Source organism: Spongiactinospora sp. 9N601 (assembly GCF_044326295.1).
GTDB lineage: Bacteria > Actinomycetota > Actinomycetes > Streptosporangiales > Streptosporangiaceae > Spongiactinospora > Spongiactinospora gelatinilytica.
On record NZ_JBIRBB010000006.1, the window covers coordinates 346,714 to 370,008 of the forward strand.

Here is a 23,295-nt window from a genome sequence, read left to right on the forward strand (position 1 = left end):
GACGGGACTGATATCGGAGATCTGTGACATGCCCGAATTGGTGTGCGCAATGATGAGATAGTCGCTGCAATGGGGTGGGTTCGCCCGGCGCCGGGCGGGTACGACCTCGCGCATTCCCCTGGAGAACGTATGTCCCGACCGCTGATCGGTATCACCGCCTACCTCGAAGCCGCCCGTTGGGGGATCTGGGTTCGTGAGGCGGTGTTGTCGCCACCCTCCTACGCGAAGGCGGTGACGAAGGCGGGCGGGGCGCCGGTCGTGCTGCCCCCCTTGCGCCCTGACGTGGCCGAGGACTACATCCGGGGCCTGGACGGCCTGGTACTCGCCGGCGGGACCGCCATCGACCCCACCCTGTACGGCGAGGCCGCCGGCGAGGACACCGAAGACGCCGAGGACCTTCAGCCGCACCGCGACCGGTTCGAGCTGGCCCTGGCCCGCGCCGCCGTGGAGGCCGACGTGCCGGTGCTGGCGATCGCCCGGGGCATGCACGTGCTCAACGTCGCCCAGGGCGGCAGCCTGATCGGCCGGCTGCCCGAGGCGGTCGGGCACGAGCGGCACGAGGCCCAGACCCCGCACGTCATCCAGGTCAGCGTGACCAGCAGGCTCGGCAAGGCGATCGGCGACCGGATCGAGGTCAGCGCGCCGCACCGGCAGGCGGTCAAGCGGCTCGGCAGCGGGCTGCTCGCCGTGGCCTGGGCGGACGACCAGATCATCGAGGGTGTGGAGTTGCAGGGGCACCGGTTCGGTGTGGGCGTGCAGTGGCACCCCGAGCGCGGTGAGGACAACCGCCTCGTCGAGGCCCTGGTGGACGCGGCCCGGCCCTGAGGGCGGGGGCGGTTGCTAGGGTTCGAGCGTGACGGGCTTCGGCGGGTATGAGCGTCTGAAGATCGACTGGGCGGCCGACGGCGTGCTGCGGATCGTGATCAGCGAGCCGCGCAGGCGCAACGCCGTGGACATGACCGGCCACCGGGAGCTGGCCGGAATCTGGCGGGACGTGGACGCCGACGACTCCGTGCGGGCCGTGCTGATCCGGGGCGAGGGCGAGGCGTTCTCCGCCGGCGGCGACCTTTCCATGATCGAGGAGATGACCCGCGACCACGCCACCAGGATGCGCATCCTTGGCGAGGCCCGCGACATCGTCTACAACATGATCAACTGCTCCAAGCCGATCGTCTCGGCCATCCAGGGGCCGGCGGTGGGCGCCGGACTGGCCGTGGCGCTACTCGCCGACGTCTCGGTCGCCGCGCGCGGGGCGCGCATCATCGACGGGCACACCCGGCTGGGCGTGGCCGCCGGCGACCACGCGGCGATCATCTGGCCGCTGCTGTGCGGCATGGCCAAGGCGAAGTACCACCTGCTGCTGTGCGAGCCGGTCACCGGCGAGCAGGCCGAGCGGATGGGGCTGGTGAGCCTGTGCGCCGACGACGACGAGGTGCACGAGCGGGCGCTGGCGGTGGCGGTCCGCCTGGCGGAGGGCCCGGCCGAGGCCATCCGCCTGACGAAGTACGCGCTGAACAACTGGCTCCGCCAGGCGGGCCCGGCCTTCGACGCCTCGCTCGCCCTGGAGTTCCTCGGGTTCACCGGGCCCGACGTCGGCGAGGGCGTGCGGGCCCTGCGCGAGAAGCGCCCGCCGGACTTCCGGCGCGGCTGACCCCGGGTCAGCCCGCTGAGCGGGGACGGCGGGCGGTGTAGACGAAGGCGGGCGGCAGGTTGCCCCACACCGTGCGGCCCGGCACGACCTCCTCGAAGGTGTCGCACAGCAGCCTGCGGAACCTGCGCGCCGTGGACAGCGGCAGGGCGTGGACGTAGGCGAAGGTGGTGAACGCCGCCTCCGGCGTCATCGACTTGAGCACCGCCGACAACAGCCGGAGTTGCAGCCCCCGGGAGAACGCCGCCCAGGGCAGCCCGCTGACGATCGCGTCGGCCTGGCCGAGGCCGCGCTCGGCCAGCAGCGCGGGCAGCGTCGCGGCGTCGGCGATGGCGACGTCCACGCCGGGGTAGCGGCCGATCAGCCGCCGGGCCATCGGCTCGTTGATCTCCACGGCCAGGTGGTGGCCGCGCCCGCCCAGCCGCTGCTGGATCTCGGCGGTGAAGGGGCCCGTGCCGGGGCCCAGCTCGACCACCACGGGGTCGCCGGTCTCGGGGACGGGCGCGGTGACACTGCGGGCCAGCGCCCGGGAACTGGGTGCGACCGCGCCCACCAGAGCGGGGGAGCGCATGAACTGTGTCAGGAAGAGGGCGGCGTCGCGGCGCATGGCTTGAGCGTATCGACTCCGGGGACCGGACCGGGCCGCACGCTCCCCGCCGGACGGCGGGCGGCGGGCCACGCACGCGCGTCAGCAGGCCGAACAGTAGGGTCGGCACCGTGAGCGCGAATTCAGCCGAGGATCGCATCTGGACGGTCCCCAACGCCCTGAGCCTGGCCCGCCTGCTCGGCGTGCCGGTCTTCCTGTGGCTGGTGCTCGGCCCCAAGGCCGACGCCTGGGCGATCGGGCTGCTCGCGCTCGCCGGGTTCTCCGACTGGCTGGACGGCAAGCTCGCCCGCGCCTGGAACCAGACCAGTCGGCTCGGCCGGATGCTCGACCCGCTCGCCGACCGCCTCTACATCCTGGCCACGCTGTTCGGGCTGGCCATGCGGGAGATCATCCCGTGGTGGCTGGCGCTGGGCATCCCGCTGCGCGACCTGCTGCTCTTGGCGATCGTGCCGCCGATCCTGCGCCGGCTGGGGTACGGCCCCGCGCTGCCCGTCCACTTCCTGGGCAAGGCGGCCACGGCCAATCTGCTGTACGCGTTCCCGCTGCTGTTCCTGGCCTCCCACACCGGCTGGTACGCGATGCCCGCCGGTGTGCTCGGCTGGGCGTTCGCCATCTGGGGAACAGGTCTGTACTGGTGGGCGGGAGCGTTGTATGTCGTACAGGTGCGCCAGCTCGTAAAAGGAGCAAAGACCGCACAAAAGGGGTGATCCGTGAAGGCAGTCGTGATGGCAGGCGGGGAGGGTACGCGGCTGCGGCCGATGACCGCCAACCAGCCCAAGCCCCTGCTCCCCGTGGTCAACCGGCCGATCATGGAGCATGTGCTCCGCCTGCTGCGCAGGCACGGGCTCACCGAGACGGTCGTCACCGTGCAGTTCCTCGCCGCGCTCGTCCGCAACTACTTCGGCGACGGCGAGGAGCTGGGGATGAGCCTGTACTACGCGACCGAGGAGATGCCCCTCGGCACCGCGGGGAGCGTGAAGAACGCCGCGGACAAGCTGCGCGACGACCGCTTCATGGTGATCTCCGGCGACGCCCTCACCGACATCGACCTCACCGACATGATCCGCTTCCACCGCGACAACGGGGCGCTGGTGACGATCGGCCTCAAACGGGTGCCCAACCCGCTGGAGTTCGGCATCGTCATCGTGGACGAGCAGGGCAAGGTGCAGCGCTTCCTGGAGAAGCCCACCTGGGGGCAGGTCTTCTCGGACACCGTCAACACCGGCATCTACGTGATGGAGCCAGAGGTCCTGGACGAGGTGGTCACCGGCCAGGCGGTGGACTGGTCGGCCGACGTCTTCCCGCGCCTGCTCGACCGCGGCGCGCCCCTGTACGGCTACGTCGCCGACGGCTACTGGGAGGACGTCGGCACCCACGAGAGCTACCTCAAGGCCCAGTGCGACGCCCTGTCGGGCTGGGTCAAACTGGACATCGGCGCCTTCGAGATGTCGCCGGGGGTCTGGGTCGCGGAAGGCGCCTCGGTCGACGCCGACGCCGTGCTCAAGGGCCCGCTCTACATCGGCGACTACGCCAAGGTCGAGGCGGGCGCCGAGCTGCGGGAGTACTCCGTGCTCGGCAGCAACGTGGTGGTCCGCGAGGGCGCCTTCCTGCACCGCGCGGTCGTCCACGACAACGTCTACATCGGGCCGGGCGCCAACCTGCGCGGCTGCGTCATCGGCAAGAACACCGACGTGATGACCGGCGCGCGGATCGAGGAGAGCGCGGTCATCGGCGACGAGTGCATCATCGAGGCGGAGGCGTACGTCTCCTCCGGAGTGAAGATCTACCCGTTCAAGACCATCGAGGCCGGCGCGGTGGTCAACACCAGCGTCATCTGGGAGTCGCGCGGCCAGCGCAGCCTGTTCGGCCCGCGCGGCGTCAGCGGCCTGGTCAACGTCGAGATCACCCCCGAGCTGTGCGTACGGCTGGCCAGCGCCTACGCCACCACCCTGAAGAAGGGCACCTCGGTGGTCACCTCACGAGACTCCTCGCGGGCCGCCAGGGCGCTGAAGCGGGCCGTGGTTAGCGCGCTGAACGCCGGGGCCATCGACGTGCTGGACCTGGAGGCCGCCCCGCTGCCGGTGGCGCGCTTCCACACCTCACGGACCGGCGCGGTCGGCGGCATCGCCGTGCGGACCACCGCGGGCGACCCGCAGAGCGTGGACATCGTCTTCACCGACGACCAGGGCGCGGACCTGTCGCTGGGCGCCCAGCGCAAGCTGGAGCGGGTCTTCTCCCGCCAGGAGTTCCGCCGGGCCTTCCCCGGCGAGATCGCCGAGCTGAGCTTCCCGGCCAGGGCGGTGGAGGACTACGCCCACGAGCTGCTGCGCTGCGTGGACATGAGCGGCGTGCGGGGCGCGGACATGAAGGTGGTGATCGACTGCGCGGGCGGCACCTCCTCGCTGGTCATGCCGACCCTGCTGGGCCGGGTCGGCGTCGATGTGCTGACGGTCAACGCCCGGCTCGACGACGCCTCCCCGACCGAGACGCTGGCCGAGCGCCGCCGCGACCTTCAGCGGCTGGCCGAGCTGGTGTCCTCCTCGCGGGCCGCGTTCGGGGTCCGGTTCGATCCGGTGGGCGAGCGGGTCGCCCTGGTGGACGAGAAGGGCCAGCTCATCAGCGAGGAACGGGCCCTGCTGGTGGTACTGGACCTGGTGGCCGCCGAGCGCCGCGGCGGCAGGGTCGCCCTGCCGGTCACCACCACCCGCGTGGCCGAGCAGGTCTGCCGGTTCCACGGAGTGCAGGTGCAGTGGACGGCGACCGCCGTGGAGGAGCTGACCAGCGCCGCGGCGGGGCAGGGCATGGTCTTCGCGGCCGACGGCCGGGGCGGGTTCGTGGTGCCGGAGTTCGGCCCGACGGTGGACGGCATCGCGGTCTTCATGCGGCTGCTCGGGCTGGTGGCGCGCACCCGGCTGTCGCTGAGCAGGATCGACGCGCGCATCCCCGAGGCCAGGCTGCTCCGCCGCACCGTGCCGACGCCGTGGGCGGCCAAGGGCGCGGTGATGCGGTCGGTCATCGAGGCGGCCGAGGGCCACCAGATCGACACCACCGACGGCGTACGGGTCGTGGACGACGACGGCGGCTGGGCGCTCATGCTGCCCGATCCCAGCGAGCCGGTCACCCACCTGTGGGCCGAGGCGCACGACATGGACACCGCGCAGAGCCTGCTCGAACACTGGGCGCGGGTGGTCGAGCGGGCCGCCGGCGCATGACGCGGCGGGCGGTGGGGGTCTTGTCACGATTGCGGGCCGATCATGCCGAACGGCGCGGCGGCATGGACCGGGAGGCGTGCGCGGCGGTAGCTTTGTCCCGTCCGAACCCACCGTCCGGCCCGCCTTGACCTTTGAGTCTCATCAGCGTAAGTTGCGGCATTCGCAGTCTGAGGAACGTTTGAGAAACGAAGAGCGAGGCGCGCACCGTCAGCACCGTGACCGCGTCTTCGCGGTAGGAGGCCGAGCCGATCGATGCCGAGCGTCTACTGCACGCAGTGCGGTCATGCCAACCCCGAGGATGCCCGATTCTGCTCGCGGTGCGGGTCGCCGCTGACCCGAGCGGAAACGGCCGGCGACACCACGTCGACGATCTCACTCGCGGGCATCGAGGCATATGAGGCCGAGACGGGGGAGACGCTCCTCGCCGAGCGGGCGGCCGTGGAGCAGTTGCCCCCTGGGCAGGCGTTGCTCGTGGTGATGCGCGGCCCCAACCAGGGCAGCCGCTTCATGCTCGGCAACGAGCTGACCACGGCGGGTCGTCACCCGGAAAGCGACATCTTCCTGGACGATGTGACGGTGTCACGCAGACATGCGGAGTTCTACCTGCACGCGACCGGCAATTTCACGGTGCGCGACGTCGGCAGCCTGAACGGCACCTACGTCAACCGCGAGCGCATCGAAGAGGTGCCGCTCCACGGGGGAGACGAGGTGCAGATCGGTAAGTTCCGCCTGGTGTTCCTCACCAGGGGCGCTGGAGGGCCATGAGCGCGCAGGCCGCCCGGTCGCACATGAGCATCGGGGACGTCATCGCCCTGCTGCGGGGCGAGTTCCCCGACATCACGGTCTCCAAGATCCGCTTTCTGGAGGGTGAGGGGCTGATCGAGCCGCAGCGCAGCCCCTCCGGCTATCGCAAGTTCACCCACGCCGACGTCGAGCGCCTCCGCTACATCCTGACCGAGCAGCGCGACCGCTATCTGCCGCTGCGCGTCATCAAGGACCACCTGGAGGCCGCCGACCGCGACGACCGGCTCCAGACGCGCCCGAGGGCGGTCCAGGAGCCGCAGCGGACCCAGGAGGTCCGGCTCAGCCGGGAGGAGCTGCTGGAGGCCGCCGGCATCGACGAGGAGACGCTGGCCGAGCTGGAGGACTTCGGGCTGCTGGCCGCCGTCGCCCGCCGCTACGACGCCGACGCGCTCGCCGTGGCGCGCAGCGTGGGCCGGCTGGCGGCGTTCGGCATGCACGCCCGTCACCTGCGGGCGGTCCGGGCCGCGGCCGAGCGCGAGGTGGCCCTGGTGGAACAGGCCGTGGCCCCGCTGCTGCGCCGCCGCGCCCCCGGCGCGATCGACCGGGCCGACGAGGCCGCCAGGGAGATGTCCGGCCTGCTGCTGGACATCCACGCGGCGCTGGTACGGGCCCAGGTTCGGGGGGTTCTCGGACGTTGACCTCCCGGCGCGCCATTCGGGCTCCGGTGAGTGTTACGTTGAATTTCGGTGACCTACCACCAGTGGTTGACCAGTGAGCGGGCGTCGGCGGCGGTCCGGCCGGCGCGGGGCCCGCGACAAGGATACGGAGCAGCCCGTGTTGCAGATGGAGGTCGTGGGCGTCCGGGTCGAGATGCCCACCAACCAGCCGATCGTCTTGCTCAAGGAGGCGCACGGGGAGCGATATCTACCGATTTGGATAGGTATGACGGAGGCCACGGCGATCGCCATGGCCCAGGCCGAGGAGCCCCCTCCGCGGCCGTTGACGCATGACCTGTTCAGGGATGTGCTCGACGCGCTCGGGGTGGCGTTGCGCACGGTGAACATCGTGTCGCTGCGTGATGGCATCTTCTTCGCCGACCTGGTCTTCTCCAATGGCGTCGAGGTCAGCGCGCGGCCCTCCGACTCCATCGCGCTCGCCCTGCGCACCGGTGCGCGGATCTTCGCCAGCGAGGAGGTGGTGCAGGAGGCCGGGGTGACCATCCCTGATGACCAGGAGGACGAGGTGGAGAAGTTCCGGGAGTTCCTCGACACGATCAGCCCCGAGGATTTCGGCCGTGCAGGGTGAGGCCGGGTGAGATGGTTTGTAGCGCTTCACGACGCGCCGAGCGGGATCGTTGACTGTGGATGACCACGGTCCTACGGTGCAAGTGAACCCTGCGGTTGTAATTCACGAACCCCCAGATCAGACCGCGGGATGAGAGAAAGCCGGAGGTCCGCAGTGGCGGTCAGCAGCGGCGAGGGCAAGACAGCCGGCCAGGATGATCCGGGACGGCGCGAGAGCGCGCGTCAACGTGCCGGTGAACAGGGCCTGCTCTTCGATGAGCGGCCCACGGCGTTGCCCGCCGACATCGGGTATCGCGGTCCCACCGCCTGCGCGGCAGCCGGAATAACCTACCGGCAGCTCGACTACTGGGCGCGTACGGGGCTGGTGGAGCCCGGAATAAGAGCCGCGCACGGCTCGGGCTCACAGCGGCTCTACAGTTTCCGTGACATTCTGGTGCTCAAGGTGGTGAAGCGGCTCCTTGACACCGGGGTGTCGCTCCAGCAGATCCGCACCGCCGTACAACACCTGCGCGACCGGGGTGTCCCCGACCTGGCGCAGATCACGCTGATGAGCGACGGGGTCAGCGTTTACGAGTGCACCTCCGCCGACGAGGTGATCGACCTGCTGCAGGGCGGGCAGGGCGTCTTCGGGATCGCCCTCGGGCGGGTCTGGCGAGAGGTCGAGGGGTCCCTGGCGGAGCTGCCGGGGGAACGCGCCGAGGCCGCCCCGGGCCTCGATGAGCATCCGAACGACGAGCTGGCGCGGCGCCGCAAGGCCCGCAAGACCGGCTGAGCGGCCTGACCGCGGCGAAGGCCCTCCGGGGTGACACGGCAAGGCCGTGACGGGGCCTAGCGGGAGCGGCAGGTGGGATCGCCGCGGCGATACGGGGTAGCCTTTACTTCGAAGGCCGATGACCCTGTGCGGGAGAGTCCCCGAGCCGGCGCCTGCGGGCGCGGGTCCGGGGCGCCGAAGGAGCAACCTCCCCGGAATCTCTCAGGCACCCGTACCGCACGGGCGAGGCAACTCTGGAAAGCGGGCGCGTTCGCCAGACGCGCCTCACCGACGGTGCAAGCCCCTGTCCGAGCCAGGGGTGAAGCTCTCAGGTCGCGGCCGGCGCGTCGCGATGACAGAGGGGGAGTCCGGCATACGCCCGCGCTCTGCGCCGGTCTCCACCGCATCGGGAGGCTCTCCATGACCGATCGTTCCCCGCTCGACACCCACGCCGGCCTGGCCGCACCGCCGTTCGAGACCCGCCATATCGGGCCGTCCCCGGCCGAGCGGGCGCACATGCTCAAGGCGATCGGCTTCGCCGGCATCGACGACCTGGTCGCGACGGCCGTCCCCGAGTCGATCCGGGCCAAGGACCGGCTGGATCTCCCGGCCGCGGCGAGCGAGCGCGAGGCCATCGCCGAGCTTCGCGCGCTGGCCGGCCGCAACCGGGTGCTCACCCCGATGATCGGGCTGGGCTACCACGGCACCGAGACGCCCGCGGTGATCCGCCGCAACCTGCTGGAAAACCCCGGCTGGTACACCTCCTACACCCCCTACCAGCCGGAGATCTCCCAGGGCCGGCTGGAGGCGCTGCTCAACTTCCAGACGATGGTCTCCGACCTCACCGGGCTCGACGTGGCGGGCGCGTCGCTGCTGGACGAGGCCACCGCCGCCGCCGAGGCCATGACGCTGGCCCGCCGTGCCGGGCGCGCCAAGAGCGCCGTCTTCGTGGTCGACGCCGACGCGCTGCCGCAGACCAAGGCGGTGCTGCGCACCCGCGCCGAACCGCTCGGCATCGAGCTGGTGGAGGCCGATCTGAGCGGTGAGCTGCCCGAGTGTTACGGCGTGCTGGTCCAGTACCCGGGGGCGAGCGGCAGGGTCGCGGGCTTCGCCGGGCTGGCCGAGCGCGCCCACGCCCAGGGCGCCCTGGTGGTGGCCGCGGCCGACCTGCTGGCCCTGACCCTGCTGGCCTCGCCCGGCGAGCAGGGCGCGGACATCGCGATCGGCTCCACCCAGCGGTTCGGCGTGCCGCTCGGATTCGGCGGCCCGCACGCGGCCTACATGGCGGTGCGCGAGCGCCTTGCCCGCCAGCTTCCCGGCCGGCTCGTGGGCGTTTCCCTGGACGCCGGTGGCCGGACCGCCTATCGCCTCGCCCTGCAGACCCGTGAGCAGCACATCCGCAGGGAGAAGGCGACCAGCAACATCTGCACCGCGCAGGCGCTGCTCGCGGTGATCGCCGCGATGTACGCCGTCTACCACGGCCCCGAGGGGCTGACCAGGATCGCGCGGCACACGCACCGGCACGCCCGCGCCCTCGCCGAGGCCCTGCGCGCCGGCGGCGTCGAGGTGGTCCACGAGAGCTTCTTCGACACGGTGCTGGCCAGGGTGCCCGGCGGGGCCGCCCGCGTCGTGGCCGCCGCCGTGGAGCGCGGGGTCAACCTCCGCCAGGCCGGGCCCGACCATGTGGGCATCGCCTGCGACGAGACCACCACCGGGGCCGATCTGGCCGCCGTCCTCGGCGCGTTCGGCCTGGCCGCCGAGAGCCCGGTCCCGGCCGGCGGCGACGCCCTGCCCGCCGACCTGGCGCGCACCTCGCCGTTCCTGACGCACCCGGTGTTCCACACCCACCGCTCCGAGACCGCCATGCTGCGCTACCTGCGCAGGCTCCAGGACAAGGACATCGCCCTGGACCGGTCGATGATCCCGCTCGGCTCCTGCACGATGAAGCTCAACGCGGCCACCGAGATGGAGCCCATCACCTGGCCCGAGTTCGGCGGCGTGCACCCCTACGTCCCCGAGGACCAGGTGGAGGGCTACCTGGCGCTGATCCGCTCCCTTGAGGGCTGGCTGGCCGAGGTGACCGGCTACCACGCGGTGTCGCTGCAGCCCAACGCGGGTTCCCAGGGCGAGTACGCCGGGCTGCTGGCCATCCGCGGCTACCACCGCGCGGCCGGAGACGACCACCGTGACGTCTGCCTGATCCCCTCCTCGGCGCACGGCACCAACGCCGCCAGCGCCGTCATGGCGGGCATGCGGGTCGTCGTGGTGGCCTGCGACTCCGACGGCAACATCGACGTGGCCGACCTCGACGCCAAGATCGCCGAGCACCGCGACCGGCTGTCGGCGATCATGGTGACCTACCCGTCCACGCACGGCGTCTATGAGGAGTCCATCACCGAGGTCTGCGCCAAGGTGCACGAGGCGGGCGGGCAGGTCTACGTCGACGGCGCCAACCTCAACGCCCTGGTCGGGCTGGCCAAGCTGGGCGAGCTCGGCGCCGACGTCTCCCACCTCAACCTGCACAAGACGTTCTGCGTCCCGCACGGCGGCGGCGGGCCGGGCGTCGGCCCCATCGCGGTCCGCGCCCACCTGGCCGGCTACCTGCCCGGACACCCGCTGCGCGACGGTTCGGGCGTCGGGCCGGTGGCCGCCGCGCCCTACGGCTCGGCCGGGATTCTGCCGATCTCCTGGGCCTACATCCGGATGATGGGCGGTGACGGCCTCAAGGCCGCCACCGAGCAGGCCATCCTGTCGGCCAACTATCTGGCCCGCAGGCTCGCCCCGCACTACCCGGTGCTCTACACCGGCCGCGGCGGGCTGGTCGCCCACGAGTGCATCATCGACCTGCGGCAGATCACCAAGGAGACCGGCATCACCGTGGAGGACGTGGCCAAGCGGCTCATGGACTACGGCTTCCACGCGCCGACCATGTCCTTCCCGGTGGCGGGCACGCTGATGATCGAGCCCACCGAGAGCGAGAACCTCGCGGAGCTGGACCGCTTCTGCGAGGCCATGATCGCGATCCGGGAGGAGATCGCCAAGGTCGCCTCCGGGGAGTACGACCGGGCCGACAACCCGCTGCGCAACGCCCCGCACACCGCCGACTGCCTGATCGAGGACGACTGGGCGCACCCCTACCCGCGCTCGGTGGCCGCCTACCCGCTGGCCTGGCTGCGGGAGGGGAAGTACTGGCCGCCGGTGCGTCGCATCGACCAGGCCCACGGTGACCGCAACCTGGTCTGCTCCTGCCCGCCGCTGAGCGCCTACGAGGCATAGTCGCATACCGGACACCACCGCTCTCGGCATGTCGCGGGACGGGAGGGGCGGGGGCCGTTAGGCTGTTCGATCATCGGTGAAGGAGCGTGATGACCCCCCCGGAGCTCGACGCCCCCGCCCTGGAGACCGCGCGGCAACTGGCCGAGAGCGGCGATCTCGACGGTTCGGCACGGATCTTCGCGGAGCTGGCCGCCGACCCCGACGGCCCCGACCGCGCGCAGGCGGCCGTCGGCCTGGCCGTGGTCCTCGCCGAGCGCGGGGAGGTCGAGGAGTCCCGGGCGGCGGCCCGTACGGCGCTGGCCACCGGCCATCCGGAGTTCGCCGCGCAGGCCGCCTGTCACCTGGCGGGCAGTTTCGAGCGCGAGGGGCGTGTGGAGCAGGCCAGGGCCGCCTGGCAGGCGGTGCTCGGCCTGGGCACCGCCGGCTACCTGCCGATCGCGCACCTGGCGCTGGCCAGGCTGGCCTCCCGGCGGGGCGACGCGGTGGAGGCGGAGGACGAGCTGCGCGCGGCGATCGTGGGCGAAGACCCCGAGATCGGCGCGCGGGCCGCGCAGTGGCTGGCCGAGCTGCTGCTGGAACGCGGCGAGCCGGGGGAGGCCGCCGAGGTGCTGCTGGCCGCGCTCGACGCGCCGCACGACGGTGATGCGCGGCTGCGGGTGCTGCTCGGCATCGCCCACCTGGACCTCGCCTGCGCCGAGTTCGCCGGCGCGGTGGAGCTCGGGGCCGACGCCGAGACCGGCGCGCTGGCCATCGAGCTGCTGGCCCGGACCCTACCGCTGCGCGACCGGCGTGAGGACGCCGAGCAGGTGTGGTCCTACGGCCTCCAGCACGCCGACGAGGCGCTCGCCGCGCTGGTGCGCGAGCGCCTGGACCGCGACATGTGAGGACCCCGCACGGAGGCGGTGGGCGCGCCTGAGGGTCAGCGCCTGGGCAGGTTCGCCATGACGTTGACGAGGACGATCGCCATCAGCACGAGCGCGAACCCGAAGAACCCCGCCGTGCCGGCCCCGATGGCGCCGAGCGGGATGCCCAGGGCCAGCGTGCCGAGCGCCAGCCACATCTGGCTGTTACGCCCCCTGGGCGGCTCCGGATAGGGCGTGTAGGGGACGTGCGGCGGTGGCATGGGGGCGGGTGGCGGCCCCATGCGGGCGTTGAGTTCGGCGTGGATCCGCGCCGCGATCGCGTCGTCCACCTTGTCGAGGAACGATTCGACCAGCGCGGAGTCATAGTCGGGACCGAGGTCCCTGCGGGCTTCGATGGTGGCGCGCATCTCGTCGCGCGGCAGCGTGTTCTCCGGCACATTCCCAATCTAGCCACGCCGGTGCGGCCGGTTCATCGGCCGAATGGGTGGAAAGCCGTCGTGCCGCAGGATGACCCGATGATCGCGGGCGCGGTCACCCGCGGCCCGGCATGGGGCTAACGTTGCAGGTCATGGAGGAGATACAGGTCGAGACCGGTCAGGGCGCGGCGCGGGTGGACCTGACGGAGCCGGCCGGGCCGCCTGCGCTGCTGCTGGTGCTCACGCACGGGTCGGCCGGGGGAGTGGAGGCACCCGACCTGCTGGCCGTGCGGGAGGCGGCGCTGGGGCTCGGCGCGGTGGTCGCGCGGGTGACGCAGCCGTTCCGGCTGGCCGGCCGCCGTGCCCCGGGCTCGGCGGCGCGTCAGGACGAGGCATGGACGCAGATCGTGGCCGGGCTGCGGCGTGACCGCTATCCGGGGCTGCCGCTGGTGCAGGGCGGGCGCAGCAACGGCGCGCGGGTCGCCTGCCGTACGGCGGGCGCGCTGGGCGCGGACTCGGTGGTCGCGCTGGCCTTCCCGCTGCATCCCCCGGGCAGGCCGGAACGCTCCCGCGCGGAAGAGCTGCGCGGCGCGGGAGTGGACGTGCTGGTGGTGAACGGCGACCGCGACCCCTTCGGGGTGCCGGACCAGGCGGACGCCGCCCGGCTGGTGGTACTGGCCGGCGAGTCGCACGACCTTCGCAAGGATCCGGGAAGGGTCGGCGAGATCGTGGCGGAGTGGCTGCGGGACCGGCTGCATGGTCGACGGAGCGACCGGCTGGGCTGAGCGCCCGCCGTCCCTTCCCCCGAGGACGGTGGTGCGGTGGGGGAGGAGCGGCGGCCCTCAGGCGGCGCCCATCAGCGGGGTGGGACGATGCGGGTCGATGGCGGCCCCGCTGGGCAGCAGCTCACCGGTGTCCTCGAACAGCACCACGCCATTGCACAGCAGGCTCCACCCCTGCTCGGGGTGGGCGGCAATGGTGCGCGCGGCCTCTCGGTCCGCTGCCTCGGCAGTGGGACAACACGGTTCGTGCGGGCACATCGGAGGTGCCTCCGGATCTCATCGGTCGGCTCGCCGGAACCGGATGGTTCCTCTCCCCTCCGACGATGGGCGAGCGATTGGGGTTGACGTGTGGTGAACCACACACTGTGGTCTACCACACATTGGCAGAAACAGTGTGCGCTCTGGTTCTGTTCCGGCGACATAGCCCGTTTGGACGGTTCCGGTCCACGGGTGGGTGGTTAGCGCCTATTGGGTGACCTGCGACACAGCGTGCCTTATGCCAGATAACGGGCGTGGATCGACACGCCGCCGGGCACGTAAACGTTGTATAACACGTCCGGAACCGGGTGCGCAGCCCGGCCCCCTATCTCAGGCCGCGCCGGTGGCGTCCGCCGCCCCCAGGCCGTTCAGCAGGGCCGAGAGGCCGCGTTCGAAGGCGGCCTCGCCGTCGGGGTCGGGGCCCGGTTCGGGGGCCTTGGGATCGGCCCAGCCGGTGTGCTGCAACTCCACCGCGACACTGCCGAACACGTAGGCCCGCATCGCCCGTACCGCCTCGGCGGGCGCGGCCAGGCCGGCCTCCCTGAGCTGTTCGGTCTGCTCCCTGATCGCGGCCGCGGCGCTGCCGCGCGGCGGCTTGGTCATGGCCAGGGCCAGCACGCCGGGATGGGCCAGCAGGGCCGCGCGCGCCGCGCGACACCAGACCGCGGCGATGTCCTGCCAGGCGGCGCGCTCGCCGGCCTCGACGCTCACGGTCGTCACGTGCTGGGCGAGGGCGTCCAGCAGCGCCTCCTTGCCTCCTGGCAGGTGGTGGTAAATGGCCATCGCCTCCACTTCGAGGGCGTCGCCGAGCCTGCGCATGGTCAGGCGGCGCAGGCCCTGGGCGTCGGCAAGGTGGAGGGCGGCGTCGATGATGCGCTCCCGGGAGAGCGGGACGGGCGGTCGTTTGGCGGGCATGGCGATCATCCTGCCAACGGATGCCTTACTATGTAAAGGGCGACGCGCGGGACGGTCGTCCCCGAGTTCCGGTGGGGGCGATATGGTTTTCACGACAGCGACCACAGGATCCGGTTCGTCCGGCGAAAGGGGGAGGAGCAGCGATGGCGTTCTTCCGGCCGCGTGTGAGCCGGGAGGCGGAGGTCCGGTTCCACGCCGACCAGGAGGTCGGCGAGAGCTTTCCCCGGCTCCTTGAAAAGGCCCGTGAGGCCGAGCACGAGCTTCGGCGGCTGCAGGCCGCCCACGCCTCGCAGGAGCGCCTGCGCGCCGCCGGGGTGACCCTCGACGAGGCCCTGACGGAGGCGCTGCGGGCGGCCGAGGCCGCGCTGCGGGCGACCCTGGGGGTCAAGGCCTACGACGACCGGATCGCCCGGCGCAAGCGGCGGGCGACGCCGCAGGGCGTGCGGTGGACGACCGAGGTCGAGAGCCTGCGCACGCTCCGCGAGGAGCACCGCCTCACCGGCATCGTGCAGCTTCCCCGCCGGGTGCCGGCCGCGGTCGCGTCCTGATCGGGTGATCTCCCGAGCGGCGTGATCGGCGGTCGCCGGCGTCAGGTGCGTACGGCGGCCGGTCCCGGCCGGGCGCCGCTCGCCCTGCCGTACGGCCCGGGGTGGCCCGGCATCATTTCGGTCGTGAGATGTGATCCGGCCCGGCGGCCGGGTATCGCCCTCTGCCGTACGGGCCTTGGGGCGATCTGCAAGGGTGGCCCGACACCGTTCGGTCGTGAGATGACGTGGAAGGGCCGGGTGGGCATTTGCCCACCCGGCCCTTCGGTCTGTCACGGTGATGCGGCGGTCAGCTCGCCCAGTCCAGCAGCGGCCGTGCGTTGCTCGGGTGCCGCAGCTTGGACAGCGACTCCTTTTCGAGCTGGCGGATGCGCTCGCGGGTCAGGCCGAGGTGCTTGCCGATCTCGTCAAGGGTGTGCGGCTTGCCGTCCACGAGGCCGAACCGCAGTGCCATGATCCTGGCCTCGCGCGGCGACAGGTTGCCGAGCACCCCGCGCAACTGGTCGGCCAGCAGTTGCCGGTCGATGACCTCCGAGGCCTCCGGGGAGTCGGTGTCCTCGATGAGGTCGCCGATCGTCGTCTCGCCGTCCTCGCCGATGGTGGCGTTGAGGCTGATCGGCTGGCGGCTGGTGCGCAGCAGTTCCTCGATCTGGTCGGGGGTCTTGTCCATCTCCCCCGCCAGCTCCTCCGGCGTGGGCTCGCGGCCGAGGCGCTGGTGCATGTCGCGTTCGATCCGGGAGAGCTTGGACAGCAACTCCAGCACGTGGACGGGCAGGCGGATCGTACGGGCCGAGTCGGCGAAGCCGCGCTGGATGGCCTGGCGGATCCACCACATGGCGTAGGTGGAGAACTTGTAGCCCTTGGTGTAGTCGAACTTCTCCACGGCCCGGATCAGGCCGAGGTTGCCCTCCTGGACGACGTCGAGCAGGGCCATGCCGCGATCGGTGTACTTCTTGGCCACGGACACCACGAGCCGGAGGTTGGCCTCCAGCATGTGGTCCTTGGCCCGCTTGCCGTCGCGGTAGACCCACTCCAGCTCGACGCGCTGCTCGTCGTTCAGGGACGCGTCGCTCTCCAGCTTGTACTCGGCGTACAGGCCGGCCTCGATGCGCTTGGCGAGTTCGACCTCTTCGGCGGCGGTGAGCAGGGTGCGCCGACCGATGGACTTGAGGTAGGTGTGGACCGAGTCGCCGATGACGGACGACTGGTCGTCGAGGTCGGTGGACTCGGCCTCGGCCTCGGAGGCGGCCTCGGCGGTGATCTCCGCGGTCTCGGCGTCGTCGGCCGCGATGGGCTCCGGCCGGTCCTCGCCGGGCTGCTGGGCGTCCTTGGCGGGCTTCGCCGGCTTGCGGCGCTGGCCGGGCAGTGTGGCGGTCGTCCCGGTCTCGCTCTCGGCGGCGCCGGGGCCCTGGGCGGTCCTGGTCGTACGCCTGCGGGTGGTGGTGGCCCGCTTGCGGGAGGTCCGGGCGGTCTTGCCGGTCGCGGCGGCGGGCTCGTCGTCAGCGCCGAGGCTCACGCCGGCCTCGGTCAGTTCGCGCAGGACTGACCTGCCCTCGGCCGGGGTCAGTCCGGCATGCGCAAAGGCGTCGCGCAGTTCGGCGAGGGAGAGCCGACCCTGTGCTCGCCCCCGGGAGAGCAGTACATCGAGGGTCGGCGGGGCGGCCACTTGTGCGGCGGCCACGGCGGTCCTGGGCATGTGAGGGCACCTCCTCCAAGGCGTCAACGGCCCGCAGGCGTGGGAATGGCTGGTGTGGGTGGGGCGGACGACGCGTGCCGCTCTGCGCACCAGTATCAATAACGCCCGAGGGCGCAGTTAATTCCCGTCTCAAGCATCCAAGTGGTCAACAGCACAACGAAAACCCCGTCTCCTGCGGGGGAAACGGCCACATCACCCCGGCCGGGGGCCATGCCGCCCGCCCGTCCGCGCGGTCCCACCGACTGTGGTCCTCTGCCCGTCAATTCCCGCTGAAACCTGGTGGCGGGGTGTCACCCGACCCGGCGGTCACGGCCCTGTGGGGCCGGATCGGTGCCGCCGGACCCTAATGACGGCCGGGCTCGGGGTCGTCGATGTGCGGGGTCGCCACCGGGATGGGCAGTGGCTCCGCCTGTTCCAGGCGGTCTTCGGTCCAGTAGAGGCCGACGTCGCGAGGGTCGGGGTTGATGTCCTCCGAGACGATGTAGGTCTCCGAGGGCGAGGGCTGCGGCTGGGCGGGAGTGCCCGCGGGATTGGGCTCGACCATGACCCCGGTCTCCTGACCGGCCGTTCCGGCCCTGCTCGCCGCGGCGGCGGCGACGGAGAAGCCGCCGACGAGGACCACGCCAACGACTCCGGCGGAGATCCACATCTTGCGGTTGGGGTTCATTCAGGTTCCTTCCTCGGTCTGTCTTCCTTAATGACGCGGCGGAGGACGGTCATGGTTCCGTCCCGCATGAGTTCTGGTCATATCTGACTACGTGTCGCAGCGCCTCCAGGTTCGGCTTCCCGTTGGGCAGCAGGGGCAGTTCGGCGAGCAGTACCAGCTCTCGCGGCGCGGCGTAGGCGGGGAGGGCCCGCTTGGCGAAGTCGCGCAGCGTCGGGAGGTCCGGGGGACTGGCGGGGTCGGCCGGTACCACGGCGGCGACCACGCGCTGGCCCCATTCGGGGTCGGGGCGTCCGACGACGGCGACGTCGGCGACGGCGGGGTGTCCGGCGAGTACGGCGGCGCAGGCGGCGGCCACGACCTTCTCGCCGCCGGTGTTGATGACGTCGTCCGCGCGCCCTGTCACGCGCAGCCGTCCGCCGGGGAGCTCGCCGAGGTCGGAGGTGACGAACCAGGGGCCTTCGCGGACCGCCGCGGTGAGGTCGGGCCGCAGGCGGTAGCCGGAGAACAGGACGGCGCCGGCGATCCGGATGAGTCCGTCGTCCCCGATTTTGAGATCTACATTGTAAAGGGGCCGGCCGTTATAAATGCAGCCGCCGCTGGTCTCGCTGCTGCCGTACGACTCGACGACGCGAGCCCCCGCCTCACGGGCGGCGGTGAGCAGAGCCGGGGAGGCCGCGGCGCCGCCCAGCAGGATGGTGTGGAAGCGGGAGAGGTCTGCGCCGGTGGCGAGGAGCCTGCGTAGCTGGGTGGGGACCATGGAGACGTGGGCGGCGCCGCTGGCGAGGACGGCTTCGGGGGAGAAGCCGTGGTGGATGATCGGTGTCGTGCCGCCTTCCAGGGCGCGGGTGAGGATCTGCAGGCCGGAGATGTGGGCGATGGGCAGGCAGCACAGCCATGGCCGGCCGTCGCGGGCGTCGAGCGCGTCGAGGGAGGCGGCGGCGGAGGCGCGCAGGGCGGCGGCGGGCAGTTCGACGCCTTTGGGGGTGCCGGTGGTGCCGCTGGTGGCGATGACGACGGAGACGTCGGGGGCGACGGGGACGCCGTGTTCGTTGGGGTGGGTGCCGTCCTCGGTGACGATGTGGGTGGGGCGCAGGGTGTCGAGGGTGGCCCGGAGGGCGGCGGCGGGGAGCGCGGGCGACAGCGGCAGCAGGGCGGGGCCGTCGCCGCGCAGTGCGGTGTGGACGGTTTCGGCGAGTGCGGGGCCGGGGGGCAGCAGTACGGCGTGCAGGGGCCTGTCCGCCGCGTCCGGTGGGGTGGGCGGGGGCGGGTAAGGCCGCTCCGCGTGTTCGGGTCCGTCTCGCACGGTCGTAAGGTTAGTGCCGACAAGCCGGACAAGGTGCGGGGCTCCCCGGCGCTGGGGCCTTGGGTGTCCGGCGATAGGTTGCGACGTTGCGGCGGGGGCGGCCCCGAGTCCCCGCGTACTCCGGATCGGCGGGGTCAGTGAGGGAGGGTGGCTGTCGTGAGCGGGATCGGCTGGAAGCGTGCCGGTGAGTACGAGGACATCGTCTATGAGACGGCCGAGGGCATCGCGAAGATCACCATTAATCGGCCGGAGCGGCGTAACGCGTTTCGCCCGACGACGTTGTTCGAGTTGCAGGATGCGTTCAACAAGGCGCGGGACGACGGCGATGTGGGGGTGGTCATCCTCACCGGTGCCGGGGACGAGGCGTTCTGCTCGGGTGGGGATCAGAAGATCCGTGGCGATGACGGGTATGTCGGTCCTGACGGGATCGGCCGGCTGAACGTGCTGGATCTGCAGGTGCAGATCCGGCGGCTGCCCAAGCCGGTGGTGGCGATGGTGGCGGGTTACGCGGTCGGTGGCGGGCATGTTCTGCATGTGTGCTGTGACCTGACGATCGCCGCTGACAACGCGCAGTTCGGGCAGACCGGGCCGAAGGTGGGGTCGTTCGACGGCGGGTACGGCGCGTGGCTGCTCGCCGAGACGGTGGGGCTGAAGAAGGCGCGGGAGATCTGGTACTTGTGCCGGTTCTATGACGCGCACGAGGCCGAGGCGATGGGCCTGGTCAACAAGGTGGTGCCGCTGGCGCGTCTGGAGGAGGAGACGGTGCAGTGGTGCCGGGAGCTGCTGGAGAAGTCGCCGCTGGCGCTGCGGATGCTCAAGGGGGCGCTGAACGCGGTCACGGACGGCGCGGCGGGGATGCAGCAGTTCGCCGGTGACGCCACACTGCTCTACTACATGAGCGAGGAGGCGCAGGAGGGGCGGGACGCGTTCAAGGAGAAGCGCAAGCCCGACTTCGCCAGGTTCCCCCGTCGCCCCTGACCGTTGTCCGATCGTCTGATAGAGGAGTTCGCCTCGATGCTTGCCGACGGGGCCGCGCCGTGAACCCGGCGACCGCGCTGGCCACGGTGCTCGTGGACGAGCTGGTGCGGTGCGGGCTGACCGATGTGGTGCTCGCGCCGGGGTCGCGGTCGGCGCCGCTGGCCATCGCGGTGCACGCGGAGTCGCGGTTGCGGCTGCATGTGCGGGTGGATGAGCGTTCGGCGGCGTTCTTGGGGCTGGGGCTGGCGCGGCGGTCGGGGCGGCCGGTGGCGTTGGTGTGCACGTCGGGCACTGCGGCGGCGAACTTCCATCCGGCGGTGATCGAGGCGCATGAGTCGGGGGTGCCGTTGCTGGTGCTGACCGCGGATCGGCCGCCGGAGCTGCGCGGTACGGGCGCCAATCAGACGATCGATCAGGTGAAGTTGTACGGCGACACGGTTCGGATGTTCACCGAGGTGGGGGTGCCGGAGGAGCGTCCTGGGCAGGTCGCGTACTGGCGTTCGCTGGCGTGCCGGGCCTATCAGCGGGCGGCGGGCACGGGTGACCCGGGGCCGGTGCATCTGAATCTGGCGTTTCGTGAGCCGTTGATTCCCGATGGGGACGTGTCGTGGTGTGAGCCGTTGTCGGGGGCCGCGGGCGGGGGGACCTGGGTGCGGCCTCGGGTGGCGCCGCCCGCGGTGGCGTTGCATTTGCCGCCGACCCGGCGTGGGGTGCTGGTGATCGGTGATGGCGCGGTGAACGTGCGGCGTTATGTGGCGGCGGCGGGTATGGCAGGCTGGCCGGTGGTGTCGGAGCCGAGTGGTGGCGGCCGGTATGGGGATCACGCGGTTTCTGCGTATCACTTTTTGCTGGGCACTGCGGAGTTCGCTGATGAGCATGTGCCGGATGTGGTGGTGACGCTGGGGCGGCCGGGTGTGTCTCGGCCGTTGTTGTCGTGGTTGAAGCGGGTGGAGGAGCACATCGTGGTGGCTCCGGATCTGTCTCGCTGGCCGGATCCGACGCGTTCGGCGACGCAGGTGGCGCAGGCGGTGGAGATTCCGGTGGCGGCGGGGGATGACGCGTGGTTGCATGCGTGGCGGCGGGCGGATCTGGCGGTGCGGGCGGCGTTGGACGAGGTGCTGGACGCGTCGGGGTTGAGTGAGCCGCGGGTGGCGCGTGATCTGGTGGATCTGATGCCGAACGGGGCGTTGTTGTTCTGTGGGTCGTCGATGCCGATCCGGGATTTGGATCAGGCGATGCGGCCGCGGCGGGGGTTGCGGGTGCTGGCCAATCGTGGGGCGTCGGGGATCGATGGGGCGGTGTCGGCGGCGATGGGGGCGGCGTTGGCGCATAACGGTCCTTCGTTTGCGCTTTTGGGGGATCTGTCGTTCTTGCATGATCAGAACGGGTTGGTGGTGGGTCCTCGGGAGCCGCGGCCGGATCTGTGTGTGGTGGTGGTGAACAACGATGGGGGCGGGATCTTCTCGTTGTTGCCGCAGGCGGGGTTGCGTGATCCGTTCGAGCGGGTGTTCGGTACGCCGCATGGGGTGGATCTGGCGTATGTGGCGGCGGCGACGGGGACTCCGTATGTGCAGGTGACCGATGCGGGGCAGTTGTCGAAGGCGTTGCTGGGGGAGGGTGTGCGGGTGGTGGAGGTGCGTACCGACCGGGAGCGCAACGCGGTGTTGCACGCGGAGATGCGGGAGGCGGCGCGGGCGGCGATCCGGGCTTTCGGCTGAGGCCGGGCCGGTGATCAGGTGATGTCGCGGCGCAGGGTGGTACGGCGGGCGGCGGCGACCAGGGCGGCGATGTAGGCGGCGAACAGCAGGGCGCCGGCCCAGGCGGGGAGTTGGGTTCCGCCGGGCATGGTGAGGCCGCCGGCGGCGCGGGCGGCTCCGGTGGGCAGCCAGCGGCCGATGTCGGGCAGTGCGCTGGACAGGGCGTAGTCGGCGTAGGCGAACCAGATCACGGCGATGGCGATGGCGGCGCTCTGGTTTCGGACGAGTGCGCCGAGGGCGACGCCGAGTACGGCGTACGCGGCGGTGGTCAGTGTGGAGCCGATCAGGATCAGGGGGACGTCGTCGGTCATGACGGGCATGCCGCGGGCGGCGAGCATGGCGGTGGCGGCGATGAGGGTGGCCAGGGTGGAGGCTGCGGCGACGGCCAGGCCGGTGAGGCCCCAGGCGATGAGTTTGGCGGTCAGGACGCGGCTTCTTCTCGGGGTGATGAGGAAGGTCCAGGCGATGGTCTTGTGGCGGTGTTCGCCGGTCATGGCGAGGATGCCGAGGATGAGGGTGAAGACGTAGCCTTGCTGGGCCATGGCGTGGGCGGCTTCGACGCGCCGGTCGATGAGGCTGGGGGCGAGGCCGTCGAACAGGTAGATCTGGACGGCCGCCCACAGGACGCAGAACAGCGGGGCGATGATCGCCAGGGCGAGGGTGGCGCGGGTGGCGCGGGCCTTGCGGAGTTCGGCGCGGATGAGCGGGCCTGTGGCGGCGGCCGGGGCCGGGCGGGTGGCGGCGGCGGTGGTCGTGGTGCCGGTCATTTGGTGGCCTCCAGGTAGAGCTTTTCGAGGTCGGTGTTGGGGGTGACGGGCGTCTGGTGGACCAGCCGGCCGCGGGCGATGAACAGGGCGTGGTCGGCGTAGCGCTGGGTCTCGGCCAGGGCGTGGCTGGAGACGAGGATGGTGCGGCCGTCGTGGGCGCAGGCGCGCAGGAAGCCGCGCAGCCAGTGGATGCCGTCGGGGTCCAGGCCGTTGGTGGGTTCGTCGAGGATGAGTGCGGCGGGGTCGCCGAGCAGGGCGGTGGCGATGGCCAGGCGCTGGCGCATGCCCAGGGAGTAGCCGGAGATGCGGCGGCGGGCGGCTTCGGTGAGGCCGGTCTGGTCCAGGACGTGGGCGACGCGTTCGGGGGGCAGTCCGGCGGCGGTGCGGTGGACGTGGAGGTGGTCTTCGGCGGTGAGGCCGGGGTGGAAGGCGGTGGCCTCCAGGACGGCCCCGGCGGTTTCGATCGGGTGGGGCAGGCGGGTGTAGGGGGTCTCGGCGATGGTGGCGGTGCCGGAGGTGGGGGTGACCAGGCCGAGGATCATTCGCAGTGTGGTGGTCTTGCCTGCGCCGTTGGGGCCGAGGAAGGCGGTGACGGTGGCGGGGGGTGCGGTGAAGGTGATGTCGTCTACGGCGGTGACCTTGCCGAAGGTCTTGGTGAGCCGGGTCACGGTGATGGCTGCTGACATGGCAGTTGATCGTGGCGGATCGGGGGCGGTGGGGTCATGGTCCTGGGGGTTGATCCGGGGTGGATCCAGGTGGTGGATGAGTTTCGTCCACCCATGGGTTGATGTCGGCGGGCGGCGGTG

General features: G+C 71.6%; 23 protein-coding genes and 1 riboswitch. Of the genes, 14 read left to right on the forward strand and 9 right to left on the reverse strand.

Going from position 1 to position 23,295, the window contains the following annotated elements; all coding sequences use genetic code 11:
- Positions 1-129: 129 nt before the first annotated feature.
- Both ACH34R_RS16565 and ACH34R_RS16570 read left to right on the forward strand, forming a co-directional pair.
- A complete protein-coding gene (locus ACH34R_RS16565; RefSeq protein ID WP_397562307.1) occupies positions 130-825 on the forward strand; it encodes a gamma-glutamyl-gamma-aminobutyrate hydrolase family protein in 696 nt (231 codons plus the stop codon).
- Between the two features lie 28 nt (positions 826-853).
- A complete protein-coding gene (locus ACH34R_RS16570) occupies positions 854-1,651 on the forward strand; it encodes an enoyl-CoA hydratase/isomerase family protein (RefSeq protein WP_397562308.1) in 798 nt (265 codons plus the stop codon).
- A gap of 7 nt (positions 1,652-1,658) precedes the next feature.
- Here the strand turns inward: ACH34R_RS16570 and ACH34R_RS16575 are convergent, their stop codons facing one another.
- Entirely contained in the window at positions 1,659-2,255 is a 597-nt protein-coding gene (locus ACH34R_RS16575; RefSeq protein ID WP_397562309.1) for a class I SAM-dependent methyltransferase, read from the reverse strand.
- A 110-nt stretch (positions 2,256-2,365) separates the two neighbouring features.
- Between ACH34R_RS16575 and ACH34R_RS16580 the strand changes: the two genes are divergently transcribed.
- From ACH34R_RS16580 to ACH34R_RS16615, 8 genes are all read left to right on the forward strand, one after another.
- Complete coding sequence (locus ACH34R_RS16580) at positions 2,366-2,962, forward strand: CDP-alcohol phosphatidyltransferase family protein (protein WP_397562310.1); 597 nt, start codon at positions 2,366-2,368, stop codon at positions 2,960-2,962.
- Between the two features lie 3 nt (positions 2,963-2,965).
- Entirely contained in the window at positions 2,966-5,467 is a 2,502-nt protein-coding gene (locus tag ACH34R_RS16585; RefSeq protein WP_397562311.1) for a sugar phosphate nucleotidyltransferase, read from the forward strand.
- Positions 5,468-5,719: 252 nt separating this feature from the next.
- Positions 5,720-6,232, forward strand: a complete 513-nt coding sequence (locus ACH34R_RS16590) for an FHA domain-containing protein (RefSeq protein WP_111168372.1) — start codon at positions 5,720-5,722, stop codon at positions 6,230-6,232.
- Positions 6,229-6,909, forward strand: a complete 681-nt coding sequence (locus ACH34R_RS16595) for a MerR family transcriptional regulator (RefSeq protein WP_397562312.1) — start codon at positions 6,229-6,231, stop codon at positions 6,907-6,909. Before ACH34R_RS16590 ends, ACH34R_RS16595 begins: the two co-directional genes overlap by 4 nt.
- Before the next feature lie 136 nt (positions 6,910-7,045).
- The gene (locus ACH34R_RS16600; RefSeq protein WP_111168378.1) at positions 7,046-7,516 is read left to right on the forward strand and encodes a bifunctional nuclease family protein; all 471 of its coding nucleotides are present in this window, start codon (positions 7,046-7,048) and stop codon (positions 7,514-7,516) included.
- Positions 7,517-7,669: 153 nt separating this feature from the next.
- Positions 7,670-8,287 carry a MerR family transcriptional regulator gene (locus ACH34R_RS16605; RefSeq protein ID WP_397562313.1) on the forward strand — a complete coding sequence of 206 codons (618 nt, stop codon included), beginning with the start codon at positions 7,670-7,672 and terminating at the stop codon, positions 8,285-8,287.
- 119 nt (positions 8,288-8,406) lie between these two features.
- A riboswitch (glycine riboswitch) is annotated at positions 8,407-8,514 on the forward strand.
- Positions 8,515-8,686: 172 nt separating this feature from the next.
- On the forward strand, positions 8,687-11,542 hold the full coding sequence (gcvP, locus tag ACH34R_RS16610; RefSeq protein WP_397562314.1) for an aminomethyl-transferring glycine dehydrogenase: 2,856 nt from the start codon (positions 8,687-8,689) through the stop codon (positions 11,540-11,542).
- An 89-nt stretch (positions 11,543-11,631) separates the two neighbouring features.
- Positions 11,632-12,426, forward strand: a complete 795-nt coding sequence (locus ACH34R_RS16615) for a tetratricopeptide repeat protein (protein ID WP_397562315.1) — start codon at positions 11,632-11,634, stop codon at positions 12,424-12,426.
- A gap of 35 nt (positions 12,427-12,461) precedes the next feature.
- Here ACH34R_RS16615 and ACH34R_RS16620 read toward each other — a convergent pair whose 3' ends face one another.
- Positions 12,462-12,842 (reverse strand): hypothetical protein, encoded by a 381-nt coding sequence (locus tag ACH34R_RS16620; protein ID WP_397562316.1) that lies wholly within the window; start codon positions 12,840-12,842, stop codon positions 12,462-12,464.
- Positions 12,843-12,973: 131 nt separating this feature from the next.
- Here ACH34R_RS16620 and ACH34R_RS16625 point away from each other — a divergent pair, with 131 nt between their 5' ends.
- Complete coding sequence (locus ACH34R_RS16625) at positions 12,974-13,606, forward strand: alpha/beta family hydrolase (RefSeq protein WP_397562317.1); 633 nt, start codon at positions 12,974-12,976, stop codon at positions 13,604-13,606.
- A gap of 57 nt (positions 13,607-13,663) precedes the next feature.
- Here the strand turns inward: ACH34R_RS16625 and ACH34R_RS16630 are convergent, their stop codons facing one another.
- Entirely contained in the window at positions 13,664-13,861 is a 198-nt protein-coding gene (locus tag ACH34R_RS16630; RefSeq protein ID WP_111168365.1) for a DUF5999 family protein, read from the reverse strand.
- A gap of 330 nt (positions 13,862-14,191) precedes the next feature.
- The gene (locus ACH34R_RS16635) at positions 14,192-14,776 is read right to left on the reverse strand and encodes a TetR family transcriptional regulator (RefSeq protein ID WP_397562318.1); all 585 of its coding nucleotides are present in this window, start codon (positions 14,774-14,776) and stop codon (positions 14,192-14,194) included.
- Between the two features lie 143 nt (positions 14,777-14,919).
- Between ACH34R_RS16635 and ACH34R_RS16640 the strand changes: the two genes are divergently transcribed.
- Positions 14,920-15,324 (forward strand): hypothetical protein, encoded by a 405-nt coding sequence (locus ACH34R_RS16640; RefSeq protein ID WP_397562319.1) that lies wholly within the window; start codon positions 14,920-14,922, stop codon positions 15,322-15,324.
- A 286-nt stretch (positions 15,325-15,610) separates the two neighbouring features.
- On the opposite strand, the gene ACH34R_RS16645 is transcribed toward ACH34R_RS16640, so the two are convergent.
- From ACH34R_RS16645 to ACH34R_RS16655, 3 genes are all read right to left on the reverse strand, one after another.
- Positions 15,611-17,017: an RNA polymerase sigma factor gene (locus tag ACH34R_RS16645; RefSeq protein WP_397562320.1), complete on the reverse strand. Its 1,407-nt coding sequence runs from the start codon at positions 17,015-17,017 to the stop codon at positions 15,611-15,613.
- 343 nt (positions 17,018-17,360) lie between these two features.
- Entirely contained in the window at positions 17,361-17,684 is a 324-nt protein-coding gene (locus ACH34R_RS16650) for a hypothetical protein (RefSeq protein WP_397562321.1), read from the reverse strand.
- 49 nt (positions 17,685-17,733) lie between these two features.
- On the reverse strand, positions 17,734-18,912 hold the full coding sequence (locus ACH34R_RS16655) for an AMP-binding protein (protein ID WP_397562458.1): 1,179 nt from the start codon (positions 18,910-18,912) through the stop codon (positions 17,734-17,736).
- A gap of 240 nt (positions 18,913-19,152) precedes the next feature.
- Here ACH34R_RS16655 and menB point away from each other — a divergent pair, with 240 nt between their 5' ends.
- Positions 19,153-19,965 (forward strand): 1,4-dihydroxy-2-naphthoyl-CoA synthase, encoded by an 813-nt coding sequence (gene menB, locus ACH34R_RS16660; RefSeq protein ID WP_397562459.1) that lies wholly within the window; start codon positions 19,153-19,155, stop codon positions 19,963-19,965.
- A gap of 59 nt (positions 19,966-20,024) precedes the next feature.
- Entirely contained in the window at positions 20,025-21,683 is a 1,659-nt protein-coding gene (menD, locus tag ACH34R_RS16665; RefSeq protein ID WP_397562322.1) for a 2-succinyl-5-enolpyruvyl-6-hydroxy-3-cyclohexene-1-carboxylic-acid synthase, read from the forward strand.
- A gap of 14 nt (positions 21,684-21,697) precedes the next feature.
- Here the strand turns inward: menD and ACH34R_RS16670 are convergent, their stop codons facing one another.
- Positions 21,698-22,489: an ABC transporter permease subunit gene (locus ACH34R_RS16670; protein ID WP_397562323.1), complete on the reverse strand. Its 792-nt coding sequence runs from the start codon at positions 22,487-22,489 to the stop codon at positions 21,698-21,700.
- The gene (locus ACH34R_RS16675) at positions 22,486-23,175 is read right to left on the reverse strand and encodes an ABC transporter ATP-binding protein (RefSeq protein WP_397562324.1); all 690 of its coding nucleotides are present in this window, start codon (positions 23,173-23,175) and stop codon (positions 22,486-22,488) included. The genes ACH34R_RS16670 and ACH34R_RS16675 overlap by 4 nt, the downstream gene beginning before the upstream one ends.
- Positions 23,176-23,295 lie beyond the last annotated feature (120 nt).

Bases quoted from the DNA above. Each gene is read 5' to 3' on its own strand.
- ACH34R_RS16650 (WP_397562321.1), bottom strand. From the start codon at position 17,684: ATGAACCCCAACCGCAAGATGTGGATCTCCGCCGGAGTCGTTGGCGTG.
- ACH34R_RS16670 (WP_397562323.1), bottom strand. From the start codon at position 22,489: ATGACCGGCACCACGACCACCGCCGCCGCCACCCGCCCGGCCCCGGCC.
- ACH34R_RS16675 (WP_397562324.1), bottom strand. From the start codon at position 23,175: ATGTCAGCAGCCATCACCGTGACCCGGCTCACCAAGACCTTCGGCAAG.
- ACH34R_RS16645 (WP_397562320.1), bottom strand. From the start codon at position 17,017: ATGCCCAGGACCGCCGTGGCCGCCGCACAAGTGGCCGCCCCGCCGACC.
- ACH34R_RS16615 (WP_397562315.1), top strand. From the start codon at position 11,632: ATGACCCCCCCGGAGCTCGACGCCCCCGCCCTGGAGACCGCGCGGCAA.
- ACH34R_RS16595 (WP_397562312.1), top strand. From the start codon at position 6,229: ATGAGCGCGCAGGCCGCCCGGTCGCACATGAGCATCGGGGACGTCATC.
- ACH34R_RS16635 (WP_397562318.1), bottom strand. From the start codon at position 14,776: ATGCCCGCCAAACGACCGCCCGTCCCGCTCTCCCGGGAGCGCATCATC.
- ACH34R_RS16625 (WP_397562317.1), top strand. From the start codon at position 12,974: ATGGAGGAGATACAGGTCGAGACCGGTCAGGGCGCGGCGCGGGTGGAC.
- ACH34R_RS16565 (WP_397562307.1), top strand. From the start codon at position 130: ATGTCCCGACCGCTGATCGGTATCACCGCCTACCTCGAAGCCGCCCGT.
- ACH34R_RS16590 (WP_111168372.1), top strand. From the start codon at position 5,720: ATGCCGAGCGTCTACTGCACGCAGTGCGGTCATGCCAACCCCGAGGAT.
- ACH34R_RS16575 (WP_397562309.1), bottom strand. From the start codon at position 2,255: ATGCGCCGCGACGCCGCCCTCTTCCTGACACAGTTCATGCGCTCCCCC.
- ACH34R_RS16630 (WP_111168365.1), bottom strand. From the start codon at position 13,861: ATGTGCCCGCACGAACCGTGTTGTCCCACTGCCGAGGCAGCGGACCGA.
- gcvP (WP_397562314.1), top strand. From the start codon at position 8,687: ATGACCGATCGTTCCCCGCTCGACACCCACGCCGGCCTGGCCGCACCG.
- ACH34R_RS16640 (WP_397562319.1), top strand. From the start codon at position 14,920: ATGGCGTTCTTCCGGCCGCGTGTGAGCCGGGAGGCGGAGGTCCGGTTC.